General features: G+C 56.0%; 16 protein-coding genes. 5 read left to right on the top strand and 11 right to left on the bottom strand.

What is annotated here, in order from left to right; all coding sequences use genetic code 11:
• The first annotated feature begins 18 nt into the window (after window positions 1-18).
• The 5 genes from ABRZ26_RS12190 to ABRZ26_RS12210 all read left to right on the top strand — a co-directional run bounded on the left by ABRZ26_RS12190 (window position 19) and on the right by ABRZ26_RS12210 (window position 7,823).
• Complete coding sequence (locus ABRZ26_RS12190) at window positions 19-3,144, top strand: alpha-mannosidase (RefSeq protein ID WP_319604403.1); 3,126 nt, start codon at window positions 19-21, stop codon at window positions 3,142-3,144.
• Between the two features lie 282 nt (window positions 3,145-3,426).
• Entirely contained in the window at window positions 3,427-4,713 is a 1,287-nt protein-coding gene (locus ABRZ26_RS12195) for an ABC transporter substrate-binding protein (protein ID WP_319604404.1), read from the top strand.
• Between the two features lie 151 nt (window positions 4,714-4,864).
• Window positions 4,865-5,749, top strand: a complete 885-nt coding sequence (locus tag ABRZ26_RS12200) for a carbohydrate ABC transporter permease (RefSeq protein WP_319604406.1) — start codon at window positions 4,865-4,867, stop codon at window positions 5,747-5,749.
• A gap of 36 nt (window positions 5,750-5,785) precedes the next feature.
• Window positions 5,786-6,625, top strand: a complete 840-nt coding sequence (locus tag ABRZ26_RS12205; protein ID WP_319604407.1) for a carbohydrate ABC transporter permease — start codon at window positions 5,786-5,788, stop codon at window positions 6,623-6,625.
• Between the two features lie 115 nt (window positions 6,626-6,740).
• Entirely contained in the window at window positions 6,741-7,823 is a 1,083-nt protein-coding gene (locus ABRZ26_RS12210) for an ABC transporter ATP-binding protein (RefSeq protein WP_319604408.1), read from the top strand.
• Between the two features lie 54 nt (window positions 7,824-7,877).
• Here ABRZ26_RS12210 and ABRZ26_RS12215 read toward each other — a convergent pair whose 3' ends face one another.
• The 11 genes from ABRZ26_RS12215 to ABRZ26_RS12265 form a co-directional block, all read right to left on the bottom strand.
• Entirely contained in the window at window positions 7,878-9,305 is a 1,428-nt protein-coding gene (locus ABRZ26_RS12215) for a coniferyl aldehyde dehydrogenase (RefSeq protein WP_319604409.1), read from the bottom strand.
• A 40-nt stretch (window positions 9,306-9,345) separates the two neighbouring features.
• Window positions 9,346-10,023: a type 1 glutamine amidotransferase domain-containing protein gene (locus ABRZ26_RS12220; RefSeq protein WP_319604410.1), complete on the bottom strand. Its 678-nt coding sequence runs from the start codon at window positions 10,021-10,023 to the stop codon at window positions 9,346-9,348.
• A 47-nt stretch (window positions 10,024-10,070) separates the two neighbouring features.
• Window positions 10,071-10,685 (bottom strand): TetR/AcrR family transcriptional regulator, encoded by a 615-nt coding sequence (locus ABRZ26_RS12225; protein WP_319604411.1) that lies wholly within the window; start codon window positions 10,683-10,685, stop codon window positions 10,071-10,073.
• 146 nt (window positions 10,686-10,831) lie between these two features.
• Window positions 10,832-11,710, bottom strand: a complete 879-nt coding sequence (locus ABRZ26_RS12230) for a metal ABC transporter substrate-binding protein (protein ID WP_319604412.1) — start codon at window positions 11,708-11,710, stop codon at window positions 10,832-10,834.
• Between the two features lie 121 nt (window positions 11,711-11,831).
• Window positions 11,832-12,686 (bottom strand): metal ABC transporter permease, encoded by an 855-nt coding sequence (locus ABRZ26_RS12235; protein WP_319604413.1) that lies wholly within the window; start codon window positions 12,684-12,686, stop codon window positions 11,832-11,834.
• On the bottom strand, window positions 12,683-13,387 hold the full coding sequence (locus ABRZ26_RS12240) for a metal ABC transporter ATP-binding protein (protein ID WP_319604414.1): 705 nt from the start codon (window positions 13,385-13,387) through the stop codon (window positions 12,683-12,685). The genes ABRZ26_RS12235 and ABRZ26_RS12240 overlap by 4 nt, the downstream gene beginning before the upstream one ends.
• 267 nt (window positions 13,388-13,654) lie before the next feature.
• Window positions 13,655-15,256, bottom strand: a complete 1,602-nt coding sequence (locus tag ABRZ26_RS12245; protein WP_319604415.1) for an ABC transporter substrate-binding protein — start codon at window positions 15,254-15,256, stop codon at window positions 13,655-13,657.
• A 432-nt stretch (window positions 15,257-15,688) separates the two neighbouring features.
• Window positions 15,689-17,512: a metallophosphoesterase family protein gene (locus ABRZ26_RS12250; RefSeq protein WP_319604416.1), complete on the bottom strand. Its 1,824-nt coding sequence runs from the start codon at window positions 17,510-17,512 to the stop codon at window positions 15,689-15,691.
• A gap of 21 nt (window positions 17,513-17,533) precedes the next feature.
• On the bottom strand, window positions 17,534-18,445 hold the full coding sequence (locus ABRZ26_RS12255; protein WP_319604417.1) for a glucosamine kinase nucleotide-binding domain-containing protein: 912 nt from the start codon (window positions 18,443-18,445) through the stop codon (window positions 17,534-17,536).
• Entirely contained in the window at window positions 18,442-18,993 is a 552-nt protein-coding gene (locus ABRZ26_RS12260) for a glucosamine kinase (protein ID WP_319604418.1), read from the bottom strand. Before ABRZ26_RS12260 ends, ABRZ26_RS12255 begins: the two co-directional genes overlap by 4 nt.
• The gene (locus ABRZ26_RS12265) at window positions 18,990-20,297 is read right to left on the bottom strand and encodes an ABC transporter substrate-binding protein (RefSeq protein WP_319604419.1); all 1,308 of its coding nucleotides are present in this window, start codon (window positions 20,295-20,297) and stop codon (window positions 18,990-18,992) included. The genes ABRZ26_RS12260 and ABRZ26_RS12265 overlap by 4 nt, the downstream gene beginning before the upstream one ends.
• Window positions 20,298-20,369 lie beyond the last annotated feature (72 nt).

Below are 20,369 nucleotides of genomic sequence, written 5' to 3' on the forward strand. Positions count from 1 at the left end.
CGTCAGAGTGAGAAAACGATGTTTTTTACCGAGGAAAAGCTCAGTCAGCGTTTAGACGAAGTGGCCCAATACCGGCTGCGCGAGGCGCATCAGGTGCAACAGGCCGAGCTCTGCTTTGACCGTGAAGGGTTGAATGGCGCATCGCCGCCGCCGGCATCGGCGGATTGGCGGCCTTGTACGCAAGGGGTTCGCTGGCAGGAGCGGGATATCTATGTTTGGCTGAAGCTGAGTTACCTCTTCCCGGCGCAATGGCGTAAGCACACCATCGTTGGCCGATTTAATTTCAGCCTGGGGTCGCAGCGGCAGGATTTTGAAGCGCTGATGTTTATCGACGGTCAACCGTTTCACGGCATCGATCAAAACCACGCGCAGGTGACGATCCCGGCGGAGTATGCAGGAAAGCGCGTCGAGTTCTGTTTCCGCATCTGGTCGGGGATTCTGGAAGGGAAGGTGCGCAAACATTTCCAGGCTTTTCATGTCGGCAATGCGTTTGACAGCGTGTCGTTTGCGCTGCTTGACGGCCCGACAAACAACCTCTGCTACACCACGAAGGCGATTCTGCAAACGCTGACGATTCTGCCGCAAAACGATCCCTACCGCGTACGTTTACTGACGCAGACAGACCGCGCCTATGGTCTGATTGACTGGCGGGATCCCGGCAGCGAGAGCTTTTACCAATCCATCGCCGCCGCGGCTGACCAACTGGAACGCGAGTATCCGCTGGCGGATAAGGCGCACCCGGTAACGGTACACTGCGTGGGGCATACCCATATCGATGTGGCGTTTCTATGGCAGCTCAAACATACGCGCGAGAAGTGCGCCCGCTCTTTTTCCACCGTATTGCGGTTGATGGAGCGCTATCCCGAATACACGTTTTTCCAGTCCCAGCCGCAGTTGTATGACTACATCAAACAGGATTACCCGGCTATCTACCGGCAGATAAAACAGCGGGTTCAAGAAGGGCGCTGGGAAGTGGACGGCGCCATGTGGATCGAGGCCGACTGCAACCTGCCTTCCGGCGAATCTTTCGTCCGGCAGATACTGCTGGGCAGTCGCTTTATGCAGGATGAGTTCGGGGTAAAACCCCGCTGCCTGTGGTTGCCGGACGTTTTCGGTTACGCCTGGGCGTTACCGCAGATTCTGCAAAAAAGCGGCATCCGCTATTTTATGACCACCAAAATCAGTTGGAATGAATTTAACCAGATGCCGCACGACACCTTTACCTGGCGCGGCATCGACGGCAGCGAAGTGCTGGCGCATTTCATTACCACGCCGGAGGAAGGACACCCGCGCTATACCTATAACGGGATGGTCGACGCCATGTCGGTTCAGGGGCTGTGGGATAACTACAAGGATAAGCCGCTGAATCAGGAACTGCTGCTGGCCTATGGTTTTGGCGATGGCGGCGGCGGCCCGACGGAAGAGATGCTCGAATTGTTGCGCCGTTTTGAAAAAATGCCCGCGTTGCCGCAAATTCGCATGGGACGCGTTGATGACTTCTTTGAACGTCTGGAGGCGCGGCTGCAAGCCAGCGATGGCTATCAACACACCTGGGACGGCGAACTCTACTTTGAAAGCCACCGCGGCACTTACACCAGCCAGGCGCAGGTGAAAAAGGCAAACCGCCGGGCGGAACTGCTGTATCGCCGCATCGAGTGGTTGCAACTGCTAGCGGCCCTGCGACAGGGGGACTGGGCGCTGTATCCGCAGCAGGCGCTGACCGAGGGCTGGAAGATTCTGTTGCGAAATCAGTTCCACGATATCATTCCCGGTTCGTCCATTGCGGAAGTCTATCGCGATGCGGAGCGTGAATATCGGCAGGCGCAACAGATTGCCGAAGACATTCTGACGGAAAGCCGCCGCCATCTGGTGCAGCATCGTCACGATGCGGTCAGCGTGATGAATAGCGCGTCCTGGGCGCGCAGCGATATGGCGTTTATTCCCGGCGACGGCGTGGGCGGTTGGCGCAGCGCCGGCGGCGAGCCCGTAACCGCGCAGCGTATCGCCGACGGTTGGCTGGTTGCGCTGCAAGACGTGCCGCCGCTGACCGGCGTTACGCTGTTCCACGACAGTACGTCGGCGTTACCGGCCGATACCTCTCCTTTTTCGCTCGGCGCCAATCAACTGGAAACGCCGTTTTATCTCATTAGCTGGAATGAGCACGGCCACCTGACGCGCATTTATGACCGCCAGCATCAGCGTGACGTGCTGGTGGACTGCGGCAATGTGCTGACCGTCTATGAAGATAAACCGCTTAAGTACGATGCCTGGGATATTGAGATCTTTTACTACCAGAAGCGGCAGCCGCTAACGCAGCTTGAGTCGGTCAGGGTGGTGGAACAGGGCGAACTGCGCTGTGTGATTGAGTTTGTCTGGCGTTATCAGCACAGCCGGATTACGCAGCAGCTCCGGCTCTACAGCCGGCTGCGGCGTATCGATTTCCATACCCGCGTCGACTGGCAGGACTATAACCAACTGCTGAAAGTGGCATTCCCCGTCGCCGTTCGCGCCACGGAAGCCACCTATGATGTGCAGTTCGGCAATGTTAAGCGCCCGACCACCTGGAACACCAGTTGGGATTACGCCCGTTTTGAAAGCGTGGCGCACCAATGGGCCGATCTCTCGGAATATGGTTATGGCGTGAGTTTACTTAACAATTGCAAATACGGTCATGCCATTAAAGACAACGTTATGCAACTGACGCTGATTAAATCCGCCGTCAGCCCGGATGCCCATGCCGATCGCGGGGAACACGTCTTTACCTATTCGCTGCTGCCGCATGCGGGGGACTGGCGCGACGCCGCCGTCGTTCAGCAGGCGTTTTATCTCAATGAGCCGCTGAGCGTGATGCCGGGAGTCTGGCTGGGATCCGAACGGGGCATCGTCACCGTCGATCATCCGTTTATTCAACTGGACGCCATTAAAAAGGCCGAACAGGAAAACTGGATCATTGTCCGCCTGCATGAGTTTGCCGGCGGGCGACAGACCGTGACGCTGGATACCGGACTCCCGCTGAGCTGGTGGGCCGAATGCGATCTGATGGAAACCGTAGAGCGGAAAACGCAGGCTGCGGCGGGGCCGATCGTGCTGACGTTCACGCCTTATGAGATTAAAACCCTCGCCCTGTGTCTGGCCGGGGAATGATCAGACAAATGATCCAGGTTGCCTGCGCGTTGGCCATCAGAGGCCAACGCTTTGCGTTGTTGAAAACGACCATGTTTTACCCTGCAACTCGAATTATTTGGCGTATACATCACGATCTCTATCACAAATCGAATGCCGGACGATTTACTGATATCGCATTTTGTTTACTATAAAAACACATGTTTAGTAATCAAGAGTTGAATTACAGTTTCTACACGGTTTTTGCTGCAAGTGGACTTTTTGCCAACACCAGGGCCAGACAGGAAACGAGGAACAACAAAAATGAAAATATTAACCAGGGCCATCATTACCACTCTATTGGCCGGCAGTACGCTGGCCGTTCAGGCGGCGGATACGCTTAACGTATGGATCCGCGCCAACAACAATGCGCGTGTGATTTATGAGCAGGAAGCGGCGGCGTTTGAAAAGAACACCGGTATTAAAATCAGCTACTTCAGCGCCAGTACCGACTTCGAACAACGTCTGGCTCGGGCGGCGGTGGGCAATACGCTGCCTGATTTAATCATTAACGACGCGGCTTATATGGGGCAGTTGATCCAACTGGGCATCGTCGATGAAATCGACCCCGCATCGCTGGATAACGGTAAGGATTTACAGCCGACGGCGCTGAACAGCCTGAAATATCGCGATGGGAAATACTACGGTATTCCGACCTCGGTGCAGGCTTCCGCACTGTATATCCGCAAAGACTGGCGGGAAAAGCTGGGGCTGCCGCAGCCAAAAACCTGGGAGGATCTGAAAGCGCTGGCCGAAGCCTTTACGCTGAAAGATCCGGACGGCAACCAGAAAAATGATACCTACGGTTTTGGTCTGCCCGGTTCTTCAACCCGGGGCTACACCAGTTGGATTCTGGCCTCCTTTGTCTGGCAGGCGGGTGGGGAGTTTGTTCGCCCGGTCGATGAAGGATTCAAATCCACGGTGAGCGAAAAGGGCGTGGCGGATGCGCTGGACTTTATGCGCGGCCTGGTATGCGCGAAATTCGTCCAACCCGGCGCCATCAACGCGGTGACGTCCGATATTTCCAATGCGTTTCGTTCCGGTCAGGTCGGTATGGTGCTTTCCGGCCCCTACAGCATGCCGGTATTCTCCGATGAACCCGGTCCGGATAAGTTTGAAGTGGTGAAGCCGCCGCGCGGCCCGGTAGGGCAAGACAGCATGGCGGAAGGCGAAGCCATCTATCTGGTGAAAAGCGGTAAGCAGAAAGCGCAGGCCGCGAAGTTCATTGACTTCATGATTTCAGAGCAGGGGCAAAAGATCGGCACCGCCGTCGGTACGCCGAATGAACCGATTGTCCGTTTGCCGGTTAACAAAAAGGTGGATGCCAACGCGGTGTATAACGATGAACGCTGGCAGGTCTTTGCCGAGCAATACGCCAATAACGGACATTATGTTCCCGCCGTTCCCAACTGGACGCCAATTCGTCAGGTGACCGCCGACGGGTTCAATAAAATCCTCTCCGACTGCTCATCCGATATTCCGGCCGAACTGAAAAAGCTCGACGCGAAAGTGAATCTCGAATTGCGTAAACAGAAGGTGTTGGTCAATTAGTTCTTCGGCAAGGCTGAAATGACGGAATAACCGTGGCGGGATGACGGCAAGTTCGGGGAGGCGTTTTCCGTGGGGATACTTCGCCCCGGACCTGCCTGCGGTGGGATTGCCGTCACGGCATATTGCGTTGTGTTAACTCAGGGCGGTTACTATGCGTATTATTAACCCAAGAGCGAAACGATTATTAACGCCTTGGCTATTTCTGGCGCCGGCATTAATTGTTTTCACCTGGTTTAAATTTATTCCCATGATTCAGGGAATGATCATGAGCTTTTATCAGGTTAATTTCGGTCAGCCGAATGACTGGGTAGGGCTGGACAATTTCTCGCGTTTATTTTCCGACGGCGATTTACATCATGCCACGATAAATACCTTGATCAATGTGGTGGTCACATCGCTGGCATCGGCGTTTATCGCGTTTTTTCTGGCTATTGCGCTGGAAGGGCCGGCCAGACATTTGCGTTTCATCCGTACGGCGATCTTTCTGCCGGCCATCACCAGCGCCGCCATTGTGGCGGAAATGTGGAAAATTCTGTTCAATCCCACCGATAACGGGGTGATGAACCATATTCTTTCCTGGTTTGATATTGCGCCGCAGGGCTTTTTGACCGATCCCAATCAGGCGCTGATGACCGTGATGCTGCTGCAAATCTGGAAAGCGGTGCCTTATAACATGGTGATTTTCATCGCCGGTCTGGCAGGGATTAACCGCGAACTGTATGACGCCGCGAACGTGGACGGCGCCAGCCGCTGGCAGCGTTTGCGCTATGTCACGCTGCCCGGCCTGATCCCGGCGATTTCCGTCATCATCATGCTGTCGTTTATCCGCGGCTTCCGCGTCTTCGCCGAGGTCTATGCCTCTACCGGCGGCGGGCCGTCCGACGCGACGGAAATGATCATGACGCAGATATATAAAGCCGGATTTATTCAGTTCGATTATGGCTATGCCTCCGCGGTGTCGTTCGTTTTATTTATTTTTACCGTCTTGCTCACGCTTATTCATTTCGCCGTGAAGAAACGCTATGTGAAGTATTAAACCGGGCGTCAGAAACCATTAAGCAGGGTAATAAATATGAAAATGAAACTAGGGGATCGTATCGGCAGCGTCATTATTTACGCCGCCGTACTGATTATTTTCGTCGGCCCGTTTCTGGGGATTGTAATGACGGCATTCAGCGGCGAAACGGTTAAACCCGGCGAGCTGTTGCTATGGCCGGCGCATCTGACGCTGGAAAATTTCCGCCAGGCCTGGTTTAGCGTCGGCGTGTGGAAATATCTATTCAACTCGCTGGTGGTGGTGGCGTTCGGGCTGATATTGCAGGTGTCGGTTAGCGCGCTGGCGGCTTATTCGCTGTCGCGCAAGAAATTCCGCGGGGCGGCGATTGTCGGGCTGATCATCCTTTCCACCATGATGCTGCCGGAAGAGGTGATCGCCATTCCGCTGTACGTGATCATCAACTGGAAACTGCCGATTGTCGATGCCTCTATCTCCGATACCTATCTGGGCATGATTTTGCCGATAGTCGGCTGGGCGTTTTCCATTTTCGTGCTGAGCGAGTTTATGTCCGCCATCCCCAAAGATCTGGAAGATGCCGCCAGAATGGATGGCGCATCCGAATGGCAAATCTTTTTCCACGTCATCCTGCCGCTGGTTCGTCCGGCGCTGGGAACGGTGGTGATATTTGGTTTCATTATGATTTGGGACCAGTACCTGCTGCCGCTGATCGTCATTAATCAGGAGGACATGTACACCATTCAGGTCATGCTGCGCGTGCTCAGTTCTGATGAAAACAGTTCGCCGAACGTATTTATCGCCATCACGTTACTGGCCATGCTGCCAAGCGCCATTGTGTACCTTGGCCTGCAAAAATACTTCAACCGCGGAATTATGTCCGGCGCGGTAAAAGGCTGAGACCGGCCAATATCCAGAGCGTCGCCGGGAGAATCGCCGGGGCGCTCAATGGGGTTGTCATCTACCTCGGCAGCGCGCTGGCGCTGCATGAAGGAATAGAATACTGAGGGTTACTATGGGTTCTGTCATGCTGAAAAACGTCAGTAAGTCCTTTGACGACACGAAGATTATCCGGGATGTCTCGCTGGCGATCCCGGAAGGCAAATTTTGTGTGCTGGTCGGGCCGAGCGGCTGTGGGAAATCGACGCTGCTGCGGTTGATTGCCGGTCTGGAAGAGGTGACCAGCGGCGAGGTCTACATCAACGATCAGAACGTGACCGATCAGGAGCCAAAGTTACGCGACATTGCGATGGTGTTTCAAAGCTACGCCCTGTATCCGCAAATGACGGTGAAAGAAAATATGGGCTTTGCGCTGAAGCTGGCGAAAATGCCCAAAAAAGAAATCAACCGGAAAGTGGAGGAAGTCGCGGCGCTGTTGGGGCTGGAGAAACTGCTTGACCGTTTGCCGAAAGAGTTGTCGGGCGGACAGCGTCAGCGGGTGGCGATGGGACGCGCCATTGTGCGCAATCCGCGGGTGTTCCTGTTCGACGAGCCGCTCTCTAACCTTGACGCCAAGCTGCGCACCCAGGTCAGGGCCGAGATCCGCGAGTTGCACCAGCGTCTGCGCACCACGTCGGTTTATGTGACGCACGATCAGATCGAAGCGATGACGATGGGTGAAATGATCGTGGTGTTGCGCGACGGGATCATCGAACAGGCGGGCACGCCGCTGGATCTCTACGATCGTCCGGCGAACCGTTTTGTCGCCGGATTTATCGGATCGCCGGAAATCAACCAGCTCTCTTCGTGGGTGGTGGAGCAGCAAGGGGAACTGGTGGCGCAGCTTGATGAACATACCGTGATGCCATTGCCGGGCGATGTCAGCGTACAAACCGGACAGCAGATTGTTTATGCGGTACGGCCGGAACAGTTTGATATCGTCGACAGTCCGGAACAGGCGATTAAAGTACGCGTGGAGATCATTGAAAATACCGGCAGCGATTTGCATATCTTCTGTCAACTGGGGGGACGCTTACGCATCACCCTCAGCCTGAAAAGCCGTTTGCCGATTAAGGTCGGCGATGAGATCTATCTGCGTCCCAAACCGCTGTCGGTGCATATTTTCGATCAGGCCAGCGGCAAACGCTTGAACCCGTAGGCGGGTGACATCGCAATAAAGGGAGCCGGCCGCTATCCGGCCGGCTCTTTGACGTTATTTATTATCGGCGGCCAGCAAAGACTCGACCTCGGTCATTCCCTTGGCGTACGGCGCGCGCATGCTCAGGTTGAGCTCGCCATTCTGGCTTTGCACCACGACGGCTTTGGCATGGCTGAAACGACGGAACCCGTGGATGCCGTGGTAGGCGCCGATGCCGGAGGGGCCGACGCCGCCGAACGGCAGACTTTCGACGATCGCATGGGTCATGACGTCGTTGACCACCAGCGCTCCGGACGTGGTGTGTTGGCTAAACCACTGCTGGCGCGCCGGATCCTGACCGAAGTAGTAGGCGGCCAGCGGGCGCGGATGGTCATTGATGTAGGCCAGCGCTTCATCGCGGCTGCGATAAGTTTTGATCGGCAGAATCGGCCCGAAGATCTCTTCCTGCATCAGTTTCATGTCATCGGTGACGTCCAGCACCAGCGTCGGCGCCAGCTTGCGGGTGGCCGCATCCGCACGGGGTTCGCCTTCCGGCTGTAGTTCGACCAGCGTGGCGCCTTTGGCTTTGGCGTCGTCCAGCAGCGCCAGCAAGCGTTGGAAATGACGATCGCTGACGATGGCGGTGTAGTCCGGGTTGGTCTGTATGGTAGGGAACGCGCCGGCGATAAACTGGCGCGCCTGCGCCACAAACGCATCGCGGGAAGATTCCTCTATCAGCACATAGTCCGGCGAAATACAGATTTGACCGACGTTGAAGGTTTTCACCGTCAGCACGCGCTCGGCGGCCGTTTTCACATCGGCGTCGCTGTCGATCAGAACCGGGGATTTCCCGCCCAGCTCCAGCGTTACCGGCACCAGATTCTCGGCGGCGGCGCGCATCACGTGGCGGCCTACGCCGGTGCTGCCGGTGAAGACCAGATGGTCGAACGCCTGAGCGCTAAAGGCCGCGCCGACTTCGGCTTCGCCCAGCACCGTATTCAGCTCCAGCGGATCGAAATAGCGTCCGATCAGCTCCGCCAGCAGTTCGGCGGTGCGCGGCGTCAGTTCGGACGGTTTGAGCAGCGCGCGGTTGCCGGCGGCGAGTACTCCGGACAGCGGACTGAATGCCAGATTGAGCGGGAAGTTCCACGGGCTGATAATGCCGACCACGCCGAGCGGTTGATATTCCACCCGCGTCTGCATGCCGGCAACCGGCGCCGGCAGTTCTTCCGGCCGCATCCATTGCGCCAGGTTTTCCTGCGCGTGGCGCAACGCGCCGACGGAAGACAGCACGTCGGCCAGCAGAGTCTGGTAGGCGCTGCGGTGGCCGTAGTCGGCGCTGACCGCGGCGGCCAGCGCCTGATGGTGGCGGGTGAGCAGTTGCGCGGCGCGTTCCAGACGGTCGTGACGCAGCTCAAGGCTGGCCGGCCCCTCTTGTATATGGGCGCGCTTCATGGCGGCGACGGTCGTCGCCAGCGTTTGTAATGTAACAGGCGTATTCATTATAGGCTCCGAAATAAACTGAGACGGTCTGAGCGGCAACTCAAGCCAGTTGTTTAAGCAAGGCTTCGGCCACGCCTTCGGAACTGGCCGGGTTCTGGCCGGTGACCAGATGTTGGTCGATGACCACATGGGGATGCCAGTCGGCGCCTTTTTCATACCGGCCGCCCTGCCGTTTGAATTCATCCTCGATCAGGAACGGCACCACGTCGCTTAGCTGTACCGCATCTTCTTCGCTGTTGGAAAAGCCGGTGACTTTGCGGCCGTTGACCAGCGGCTGACCGTCGGCGCTTTTGGCGTTACGCAGCGCGCCGGGCGCATGGCAGACCAGCCCCAGCGGTTTGCCTGCGCGATCAAAGGTTTCGATCAGACGAATGGAGGCTGGATCGTTAGCCAGATCCCACAGCGGGCCGTGACCGCCGGCGTAGAACACCGCGTCGAAATCGGCCGGATTGAGCGCCGACAATTTTTCGGTGCGGGCCAGCGCATCCTGTGCTTGCGGATCGTGACGAAAGCGTTCGGTGGCGGCGGTCTGGGCGTCGGGCTCGTCGCTTTTCGGGTCGAGCGGCGGTTGACCGCCGGCCGGCGAGGCCAGCGTGATGCGCGCGCCGGCGTCTTTGAAAACGTAGTAAGGCGCGGCGAATTCTTCGAGCCAGAAACCGGTCTTCTTACCGGTGTCGCCAAGGCGATCGTGCGAAGTCAGTACAATCAGGACGTTCATATTGCGGATTCCTTTTTCAGTGTAAATGAAAAATCATGCTTAGCGGATCAGACGTCCGCCTGCGTCCCCAGCGGGGACAGTAAATGTTCGGTCGTCGCCAGCGCCTGATGCAGCGGCGCTTTGTCGCGCGCCAATTTGGACAACAGCGCGGCGCCCAACCACAGTTGATAGAGAGTCTGAGCCAGAGACTGAGCTTGCAGCGCGGCAGGCAATGAACCGTCACGTTGACCGTCCGCCACCGTTTCCGCGATGCGGGACACCAGTTGGACGACGCCCTCGCACAGTATCAGGCGCATGTTCTCGGACAGATCCGCCACTTCCGCGGCCAGCTTGACCACCAGACAGTGTTCGGCCCAGCCGCCCAGCACCGGATCGTCAATCCAGGCTTTCCAGTAACGCATGAGTCGTTCACGTCCACTGCCGTCTTCGGCGCGCAGCAAGGTATCCAGGCGTTGTTGGTAGTCGTCGACGTACTGTTCCAGCAGTACGCAGCCGAAGTTCTCCTTGGATGAAAAATAGTGGTAGAACGAGCCTTTCGGCACGCCGCTGGCATCAAGAATTTCTTTGAGTCCGACACCGACAAAGCCCTTGTGCAGCACAAGGTTGCGGCCGGTGTCCAGAATGTGTCGGCGAGTGAGTTCGCCTTTGTCTGTTGTGTTCATGTCTTGCAGTGTAGATCAGAATAGACCGGTCGTCTAGTTGCGAGCTGGTAAAATTTATCCGCCTGCGATCGGCGCGTGGCGTTTGTCTGAAAGGCATGGGGAAGGAGCGGGAGCGCGCCGGCCCTTTCACGGGCCGGCGCAGCGGTTTACCGCATACTGGCGGCGAGGGTATCGACATTGTGCTTAAAGGCCGCGGCGTAGGTGGCGGCGGGGCCGGAGGCATCGGTCAACGCTTCCGGGTACAGCTCTCCGCCAGGCTGCGCGCCGCTGGCGTTGGCAATCTGTTTAACCAGGCGCGGATCGGTCTGGTTTTCAATGAAGTACACTTTTATCTTCTCTTTTTTTATCTGCGTGATCAGCGCAGCCACTTTTTTACTGCTGGCTTCAGACTCGGTGGAATAGCCCATCGGCGATAAAAACGTCACGCCGTAAGCCTGGCTGAAATAGCCGAAAGCATCGTGGCTGGTCAGCACCTTGCGTTTTTCCGCGGGAATTGCGGCAAAGGTTTTTTTCGCATAGCGATCCAATTCCTGTAACTGCTGAATATAGGCCTCGCCCTGTCGGCGAAAATAGTCGGCGTTTTGGGGATCGGCGGCGGCCAATGCCTCCACGATGTTATGCGCATAAATAACCCCGTTGCCCATGCTGTTCCAGGCGTGGGGATCGGTGACGATTTTCCCGTCTTCTTCCATATGCAGCGCCGCGATCCCCTCAGAGGCGACGATCGTTTTCCCCTGATAGCCGGAGGCGGTAATCAAGCGATCCATCCACCCTTCCAGCCCCAGGCCGCTGACGAAAACGACGTCGGCTTTGGCCAGCGTTTTACTGTCTTGCGGCGAAGGCTCGAATTCATGCGGATCGCCGTTCGGCTTAACCAAATCGGTTACCGTGACGCGATCGCCGCCGATGTGGCTCACCATATCGCCCAACACCGAGAAACTGGCGACGACATCAAGATTTCTGGCCATCGCCAGCGGACTTAACAGCAAGCCGGATAAAGCCATTGCGATTATTGAACGTTTCATTTTTCCCTCATATCCCCATCATTGTCGGGCATCAAGCCCTGATATAAATATACCCGTCATCTTTCAAGTTGCTGGTGCGTTGGCCGCCTTCCTGCAACTCGAAATCTATTGGGTATAACCGTCAGCGGCGGGCGCGTAACATGCCGCCGTTTTGGCCGAAACAAACCGAGAAACAAAAAAACAGCGTAATGGTCAGAATAATGGCCGGGCCGGCGGGCAGGTCGGCGTAGTATGACCACAGCAGGCCAATCAGGCTGGACAGCAAGCCGAGAACCATCGCCGTCGCCAGCATCACGGGCAGCCTCTGGGTCCAGAAGCGGGCGCAGGCGGCCGGCAGCATCATCATGCCGACGGCCATCAGCGTGCCAAGAAGCTGGAAGCCCGCCACCAGATTCAGCACCACCAGCGACAGAAACAATCCGTGGATCGCCGCGCGCGAGCGGCCGGAGGCGATACGCAAAAAGGTGATATCAAAGGATTCGATCACCAGCGCCCGATAAATGACGGCCAGCGCGACCAGCGAACCGGAGCCGATAAGCGCGATATCGATCAGCGCGGATCGATCGATGGCCAGAATGGAGCCGAACAGCACATGCAGCAAATCGATACTGGAGCCGCGCAGCGAGACCAGCGTGACGCCCAGCGCCAGCGATCCCAGATAGAAACCGGCGAAGCTGGCGTCCTCTTTGAGTTCCGTGCGGCGGCTTACCAGCCCGGACAGCATGGCGACGGCCAGTCCGGCGATAAATCCGCCGATCCCCATCGCCAGCAGCGACATGCCGGAAACCAGATAACCGATCGCCACGCCGGGCAATACCGCATGCGAAAGCGCGTCGCCGATCAAACTCATTCTTCTCAGCAGCAGAAAACAGCCTAACGGCGCCGCGCTTAGCGTCAGTGAAAAACAGCCGATCAACGCCCGGCGCATAAAGCCAAAATCGGCAAAAGGCGTTGCGACGATATCGAAGATCGTCATAAGGCCACGCTCCGCAAGGCGGGGAAGGCGTGGTCTGCCGGCGCGTCAGACAGAATCGACCGGCTCGTACCCCAGCGGTAGCCGCCGTTGGCTAATTGCAAGACCTGCGGGAAATGCGCGGCAACCAGATCCAGATCGTGCAGCACCGCCAGAATGGTGCAGCCTTCGTCATGCAACTGGCGGATAATCTTCAGTAACGCCTGCGTTGTCTGGCTATCGATGCCGGTAAAAGGCTCATCAAGCAAAATGATCGGCGATTGGGTAAGCAACAGGCGGGCGAACAGGATGCGCTGCAACTGTCCGCCGGACAGTTTGCCGATGTGCTGATGGGCGTATTCCGCCATGGAAACCGCGTCAAGCGCCCGCATCGCCTTGTCCTGCCACTCGGCGCCAATGCCGCGCAGTATGCCGCGATGGGGCAGCGTACCCATCAGCACCAGATCGCAGACGCTGACGGGAAATTGTCGGTCAAACTCGGAGAGCTGCGGCAGATAGCCAATCGCGTTTTTGCCCGCGTTATTGATGCTGAAGGCGCCGGCGAGCGGCGGCAACAGGCCGGCCAGCGTTTTCAGCAGCGTCGATTTTCCGCTGCCGTTAGCGCCGATAATCGCCGTCAGCGATCCGGCGTGAAAACATCCATTCAAGGTTGCCAGCGGCGACTGGCGTTGATAGCCAAAAGAAAGTTCCCGCAATGCGATCATGGCAACATCACCGCCCAGCCAACCAGTAGCCACAGCAGCGACAGCAGCGCGAATACCAGCAGTACGCGTTTGGCGGTGGAGAGGGAGTATAGACTGGTCATTATCATCGGCTTATTGATTAAAAATGTTATGATATAACATATCAAGTAAAGGTGAAAAAGAAAGAGGTAAAAAAGTTTTTCAATTGCCGTTGGCGATCGGGATGGCGGATCCGTGATGGGGCGGCCCCCGCAACGGCTATCGTGCAGGGACGCTCAGAGGGGGGAATTACTTGAGATCAACGTGGTTGAAGTGGTGTAAACCCAACGGATCGACGCGATAACCGGCGACGTTATTGCGGGTGACTTCATAAATGATCGAATGGGCGATCGGTAAGAACGGGATCTGTTGGCGCATGGTCGCCTGCGCCTGTTGATACAACTCGCTGCGCGCCGACTGCTCGGAAACCTGTCCGGCTTTGAGGATCAGCCGATCGAAGTCCTCATCACACCAGCGAGCCCGGTTGGTTCCCGATTTCACCGCCGCGCAGCTTGCCAGGGCGGAAAAGGTATTGTCGGGATCGCCCATGATATTGGTGCCGCCGTATAGCATGGCCTGATGTTCCCCCCGGCCGGATCGCGCCAGATATTCCCCCCATTCATAGCTGACTACGGTGGTTTTTACCCCCAGCTTTCCCCAGTCGCTCTGGATCATTTCCGCCATACGGCGAGCGTTCGGGTTATAAGGTCGCTGGATAGGCATCGCCCACAGTTCAACTGTCAGGCCGTCGGCATAGCCCGCTTCGGCCAGTAGGGCTTTCGCCCGCGCAATATCATAAGGCGCGTCCTTCACCGCGGCGTTGTGCGACCATAGGGCCGGCGGGATCAGCGTCGTGGCGTTGACCGCATGGCCTTGATAAATCGCCGCTAAAATATCCGGCTTATTGATCGCCATCGACAGCGCCTGCCTGACTTTCAGGTTATCGAAAGGCGCTTTTTCCACATTGAACGCCAGATAACCCACGTTGAGGCTGGATTTTTCCAGCAATGTCACCTGCGGATTCTTTTTAATATCATCCAGCTCGGCCAGATTGGGGAAGGCCATAACCTGGCACTCGTTTTTTCTTAATTTCGCATAGCGAATCGACGCGTCCGGCGTGATGGAAAATACCAGCCGATCGATTCCCGGTTTTTCCCGCCAGTAATCGGCAAAGGTTTTATATTGGATCTGGGCGTCTTTATTATAGTTGACGAACTGGAAGGAACCGGTGCCGACTGGAATAAGGTCGATTTGCTCCGGTTTACCGGCCGCCTGCATTTTTTCCGCATATTCGGCGGAATATATCGACGTCAGCGGTAACGTCAGCAGCGACAGGAACGCGGCGCGCGGGCTGTTCAGCGTAAAGCGCACGGTTAAATCATCTAACCGTTCAATGCGGGCAATCAGGTTTTTCTCACCGGCTTCGAAATAGGTGTGATAAAGCGGGTAACCTATTTTGGATACGCCATAAAACCGGTGCTGACGATCCTGCTGGCGCATAAATGAAAAGATGACGTCGTCCGCATTCAATGCGCGTGAAGGTTGAAACTGTTTATTGCTGTGAAATTTAATATTCGGACGCAGATGAAAGGTGTAGACCTTGCCGTCTTCGCTGATTTCCCAGCTTTGCGCCAGCGCGGGCTGAATTTCCGTGGTGCCGGGTTTAAATTCGGTCAGACGTTCGTAAACGGTGGCGGACGTGGCGTCGAATGTGGTGCTATCCGCGCCCAGCGATGGATTAAAACTGCCGGGCGATCCCTCGGAGCAGAACACCAGCGTTTTAGCCGCAAAGGCGGGGAAAGCCAGCGCCAGCATTATTGCCGCCGGCAGGAGTCTGGTTAAGTTTTTCATATTAAATATCCCGGTTAAATATCAGAAAAAGATATCGTCATGCACGGAAAGGCGAGTCCGCTGCGTATTCACGTAGGCTGTACGTTATTGTTGAATATGCACTATCCCATAGATGATGAAAATGGAATCCTGAGTTAGATCAATAAAATGAGCGTCAAAAGAAATAAGTTTATTCGGTGTCGACGCCGGGTATTTTTAGCATCGTTGTCGATTGTTGGCGCAGTATGAATAACGAGATGGAAATAACCGTTAATACGGGGAGTGTGGTGATTATTTATATTGATAACGTTATGTCGTTATTTAAATGAAATAATACTTCAGTGTATAACGACACGGATAACGATGGAATCTTCGTTGCCATATCAATTATTCATATCGTTATTAAAAAAATGGGCTACGCGCGTATCGCGTGCTGACGCAGCCCTCTACCCATCAGGAGATGACGGAAAGTTCTCCCTGCATATTTACGGTAAAACGGGTGGCGGGCCGATCGTTGATATAGCCGGCGAGAATTTTCATCATTAGCCCGAAACGATATTGCAGGCTGTCCTCGGGTAGCCTGGATGCCGACGTATAAGCGCTGAGCAAGGCGCGATAGCATTGCACTCGTTCGGAGGGAATGTCTTTCCATGCCAGATCGCTGCCGTTGCGCAGGCAGTACCAGTCGGTGATCAGCGTCAGCAGAGGGAGCGCCCGTAACGCGTTGTTTTCAGGCGTGTCGGCCAGCCTGCGATTTGCGGCGTCAGGCAATGTCTGCGCGCTGAGGGGGGCGGTTTGCTGGGCTATCCACATGACATCGGCGCAACTGAGCGAATTGATCAGGTTGGCCAAATCTTCCGGCCAGTCTTTTTTCAGAAAGCGCTGACGCACCAGCAGGGCCAGATGGTGGTAAAGGAAATCGTAATAATCCCGGGTATTGAGAATATCGCCCAGAGGTTCACCGCTGCGTGCCAGTTCTTTACGGTAGAACGGGAACAGACGATCAAAATTGGGTACGTCGCGCAATACCAGCGTATCGATATCAACCCGATCGGCATGCAACGTCGCCAGTTTCATTGCGGGCGGGTAGGCCGCCAGCGATGGCACCGCCACGTTGACCAGTGTTCCCTGCGCCCCCTGATATACGCCGGTGTCGTTGACATGCAGATGCCCGCTGAAGTGTAATCGAATACCCGCATCCAGCGCGTGTTCGGCCACGTCCGGCCGTGGCGTGCGTTTGATAAAACTGTTGGTGCCAAACAGCTGCTTTTCGTTTTCCACCGTGCCGTCAAGGAAATCCACCAGCGGATAATGTGAAAAAATCAGCAGCTGTTTATGCTGTTCTTTTGCCCGCCGCACCACCGATTTCACCCACGGCAGCATAAAGGGTTTTTCCGTCAGCAGGGCATTCCAGCCGGTATCGCTGCTGGTGGAGTACCCGCCGATGCTGTCTCGTGTATCCGGGCCGTTTTTGATCTGATAGACGTTGGCGTCAATGGATAGCAGCCATAAACCCGGCTCCGGCTCCACCAGATAGGATGCATCCACAATGTCCCACTGCTTGGCGCCGTCCGGTGAGTGCGCCGGGTACTGGCGCTTTTCCAGTGCGTCGCTGTCGCCAAACGGGGTTTCCCAATGCAGAAAATCTTCACGCTTGAAAAAGCCAAAGCGTTTCATCAGCGGTAAACCGCGGTCATAACCCAGCGCCTGCATGGTCGGCGTGACGATCAGCGATTGGGCGTCGCCCGGTTTGACGTTCGATTTGCTGCTCAGCATGGTGCTGCCGCCGTCGGCGTTAAGCATTCTTTCCGACGAGTCATCCCCCTGTGGGCGGTTAATGTCATGATTTCCGACCGTGGCGAAAAAACGCATACCCTGTTGTTGTTCATACTGGTCGAGGATGGCTGCAATACCTTCAACCGTCGGCTGCTGACCGTCATCCGAATAGTCGCCTGACAGCACGACGTATTTCACCTGCTGTTTTGCCAGCTCATCCAGCGCGGCAAACAGGGCGAAGTAAGATTCATTGAAGATACGGGTAGAGTTCACCGAATCTTTCAGCGTGCGGATCGTCAGCTTTTTCCCGGTTTGCGCGTCGGGTAGCCCGTCGAAATCATAGTGGCCGTAGATGTTATGGACGTGGACATCGGAAATGATGGCGATACGTAGCGGCTGTGTCCGAGGTTGCGCCGCGTTGGCGTGAAAAAAGCCGCCGGCCAGCGTGATGGCGCTGCCAGCGCCCAGTTTGACGAACGTTCTGCGGGTGAGGGTTGTCATCGGTATCTCCGTAAGCATTATTTATTGGATATATAACGCGTAATCATGACAGGCAATCAATCGCGCCCCATCCAGCGCGTCGCCGGACGGGGAGGACAAACGTTGTTGCCATACCGTGGGTAGCCAGGGGCGAATATGCAAACCAATGCTGCCCATCAACGCCAGCTTCGGCGGCGTATGGCGGGCGATGACATGAAGCAGGCGGCTGATATCGGCGGCGGTTTGCCGCAACAGCGCGATGGCAGTTTCGTCTCCATGCCGAGCGCAATCGAACACCAACGGCGCGAAACGCGCGTAATCTCCCGGTTTGGCCTGTAGGCTCCAATGCCGGAAGATTGCGGCGTCATCCAGGGGTACCGGGCTGTCCGTGATGTCATCATGTAGCCGAGCAGTGAGCTGTTGGCTGAGTGGCGACAGGGCGCGCCATCCCTGCACAACCTGATAAGCATGCTGTAGCGCGGCTAATCCCAATTGCGCGCCGCTGCCCTGATCGGAGATGGGAAACTCATGGCCGCCATAGGCGGTGATGGTTTTATTGCGCCATAACAACCCGCATGAACCGGTACCGGCGATGACCACGCCGGCATCCCGTCCATGATTGACGGCCAGACAGGCTCCCAACGCATCGGTGTTCAGCACCTGAGCGGCATAAGGATGCGGCAGGGCAAGGAAAGCATCATAGGCAGGGCGATGCTCGGCACTGGCCAGCGCCAGCCCTACTTTCAGCCGGGCGGCGTCGTTGGCTGATAGACCGCTGTGACTAAGCGCCTGGGCGATGGCCTCATCCACCGAGCGACGTACCCTTTCCACGCCGAGCAACAGGTTGGCCCGGCCGCCGTGTCCCTGGCCCAACGGCGCGCCATCCGCCTGATAAATGCGCGCCCGGCATCCGCTGCCGCCTCCATCGACGCCCGCATACCATAATATCGTCATGGCGCCCGACCCCCTGGGTCAAGATAAGGGAAACAGGCGGCGGCCAGTTCTCCGCTCAGCCAGACCGTATCGGGCCGGGATACGGGGGGATGAGATAGTAGTTCATTCAATTCACCGGCACAGCGCCTGAGCAGTTGCATTGACAAGACGTCATACGGCCGAGCCAACAGCCGTTTCGCCTGGCGGGTATAGTCTTCCGGCCGAGCCTGTTTCGACCAGTCGATCACCTGTTCAATGCTGTTATTAAAATGGGCAAATAGCGATTCGCTGAGCGGGCTCAGCGGCATAATATTTTCTACCGCTTGTAGCATTTCCTGTATTGCCCACAGGCCGAGTCGAGACAAACTGGCCGGATTGCCGATAGGAAAACACTCGCCGCCCCGACAAGCGAGCTTGCCGTCGTGCCAGTAGAGGACGCGGGTAAAACCGCCGGTTACGATCATAAACCGGCTTTGACCGGGCCAAAGCTGCTGACACAGGCCGCTTTCCCTTGCCTCGTCAAACGGTTGGTCCGCATCAATCGGCATGTCCTTCAGCACGCATTTCACGGCGCGATCTTCCGCTTCTGCTGATTGGCGCTGATGGTTTCATTTAGCCGTTTCACATCATTGGACGTCAAACGCAGATATTCATCAAAAGAGACCTGATCGTTCAGATATTGCGTGAAACGCGTCAGGATAATCGGGTATAGCTCGTTGGCGCCCAGGCTTTCCATCCGCTCCCACTCGAAAACATAGGCGGGTATTTTGCCGATCTCTTCTCGTGCGGTGTTCAGGCCGTCGATCACGTGGGGGTCTTCGGTTTGATAATGCAGGTCCTGAATATCTGCGCCGACAATAATATTAAAGCGTTCGGCAATCTCGCGCTGTAGCGGTTCGCTGCCCAGCCAGGCCATAAATTCAGCCACTTCCCGCGGATGTTTGGTGGTGTTGAACGGCATGATAAAGGTCGCGCCGCCCATGGAGATGCATTTTTCTTTACAGGGCGCCGGCAGAACCTGCCAGTCAAAACCATCGCCGATCTGCTTACTGAACTGGTTCAACAGCCAGTTGCCGGAGAAATAGGTCACGATATTGCCATTAACGAAGTCGTCCGCCATGCTTTTATACTGACCCCCGCCGGCCGCGCCCCACATTTCACGTGGAAATACGCCCTCATCCGACCAGCGTTTGAGATCTTTTATCCACTGTTGGGCGGCGGCATCCGGAAAATTAATCAGGCCGTCTTTATCGTAACGCGCACCGTAGGAATAAGCCGGGCCTGAGAAACGAAAGCCGCTGCGATCGATAGTGAAGGGAATGTGTACGCCGGTTTTTTCCGCCACCAGTTTGGACGCGGTCATCAGGTCATCAATGGTATAGCCGGGTTGAGGTACGGGAACACCCGCCTGTTCAAATAGCGTCACGTTGATAAAAGGCAGATCGGCTGTCCATGACGCCACAAATCCCGGCAGCGCATCGTCTTTATGTACCCCTTTGACGCGCATGATTTTTTCGATACCGGCGCGGTAGCGTTTTTCAAACGCGGCGGCATCTGTCAGGTAAGGACGCAAATCGAGCGTATAAGACAACAACCCCATCTGAGTGGTTTTCGCGATATCCGGCCCTAACCCGGCGGCTAATTGCATGGGAAGCTGTGTTTGTAGGGCGTTATAACCCGTACTGACAAAATTCACCTCGATATGATCGTGACTTTGCGAAAAGGATTTAACTTTTTGCTCCATAAAATGCACTAATTCAGGATCGTCATCGCTATACAAAAACGTTATTTGTGTTTTTGCCGCAAGAGCGCTGTTGCTGAATAATCCCAGTAGGATGACAGAAATAAATAACGTGATTTTTGAACCTATCATGAGACTTCTCCATCGTGAGATGTCGCGTAATTCGCAGATTTCCTGGAAAACCGCTACTGTAATCAAATTGGA

The organism is Brenneria sp. L4-2C (assembly GCF_040240335.1).
Classification (GTDB): domain Bacteria; phylum Pseudomonadota; class Gammaproteobacteria; order Enterobacterales; family Enterobacteriaceae; genus Brenneria.

Bases quoted from the DNA above. Each gene is read 5' to 3' on its own strand.
- ABRZ26_RS12225 (WP_319604411.1), bottom strand. From the start codon at position 10,685: ATGAACACAACAGACAAAGGCGAACTCACTCGCCGACACATTCTGGAC.
- ABRZ26_RS12200 (WP_319604406.1), top strand. From the start codon at position 4,865: ATGCGTATTATTAACCCAAGAGCGAAACGATTATTAACGCCTTGGCTA.
- ABRZ26_RS12195 (WP_319604404.1), top strand. From the start codon at position 3,427: ATGAAAATATTAACCAGGGCCATCATTACCACTCTATTGGCCGGCAGT.
- ABRZ26_RS12230 (WP_319604412.1), bottom strand. From the start codon at position 11,710: ATGAAACGTTCAATAATCGCAATGGCTTTATCCGGCTTGCTGTTAAGT.
- ABRZ26_RS12255 (WP_319604417.1), bottom strand. From the start codon at position 18,445: ATGACGATATTATGGTATGCGGGCGTCGATGGAGGCGGCAGCGGATGC.
- ABRZ26_RS12250 (WP_319604416.1), bottom strand. From the start codon at position 17,512: ATGACAACCCTCACCCGCAGAACGTTCGTCAAACTGGGCGCTGGCAGC.
- ABRZ26_RS12210 (WP_319604408.1), top strand. From the start codon at position 6,741: ATGGGTTCTGTCATGCTGAAAAACGTCAGTAAGTCCTTTGACGACACG.
- ABRZ26_RS12205 (WP_319604407.1), top strand. From the start codon at position 5,786: ATGAAAATGAAACTAGGGGATCGTATCGGCAGCGTCATTATTTACGCC.
- ABRZ26_RS12240 (WP_319604414.1), bottom strand. From the start codon at position 13,387: ATGATCGCATTGCGGGAACTTTCTTTTGGCTATCAACGCCAGTCGCCG.
- ABRZ26_RS12235 (WP_319604413.1), bottom strand. From the start codon at position 12,686: ATGACGATCTTCGATATCGTCGCAACGCCTTTTGCCGATTTTGGCTTT.
- ABRZ26_RS12190 (WP_319604403.1), top strand. From the start codon at position 19: ATGTTTTTTACCGAGGAAAAGCTCAGTCAGCGTTTAGACGAAGTGGCC.
- ABRZ26_RS12215 (WP_319604409.1), bottom strand. From the start codon at position 9,305: ATGAATACGCCTGTTACATTACAAACGCTGGCGACGACCGTCGCCGCC.
- ABRZ26_RS12265 (WP_319604419.1), bottom strand. From the start codon at position 20,297: ATGATAGGTTCAAAAATCACGTTATTTATTTCTGTCATCCTACTGGGA.
- ABRZ26_RS12220 (WP_319604410.1), bottom strand. From the start codon at position 10,023: ATGAACGTCCTGATTGTACTGACTTCGCACGATCGCCTTGGCGACACC.
- ABRZ26_RS12245 (WP_319604415.1), bottom strand. From the start codon at position 15,256: ATGAAAAACTTAACCAGACTCCTGCCGGCGGCAATAATGCTGGCGCTG.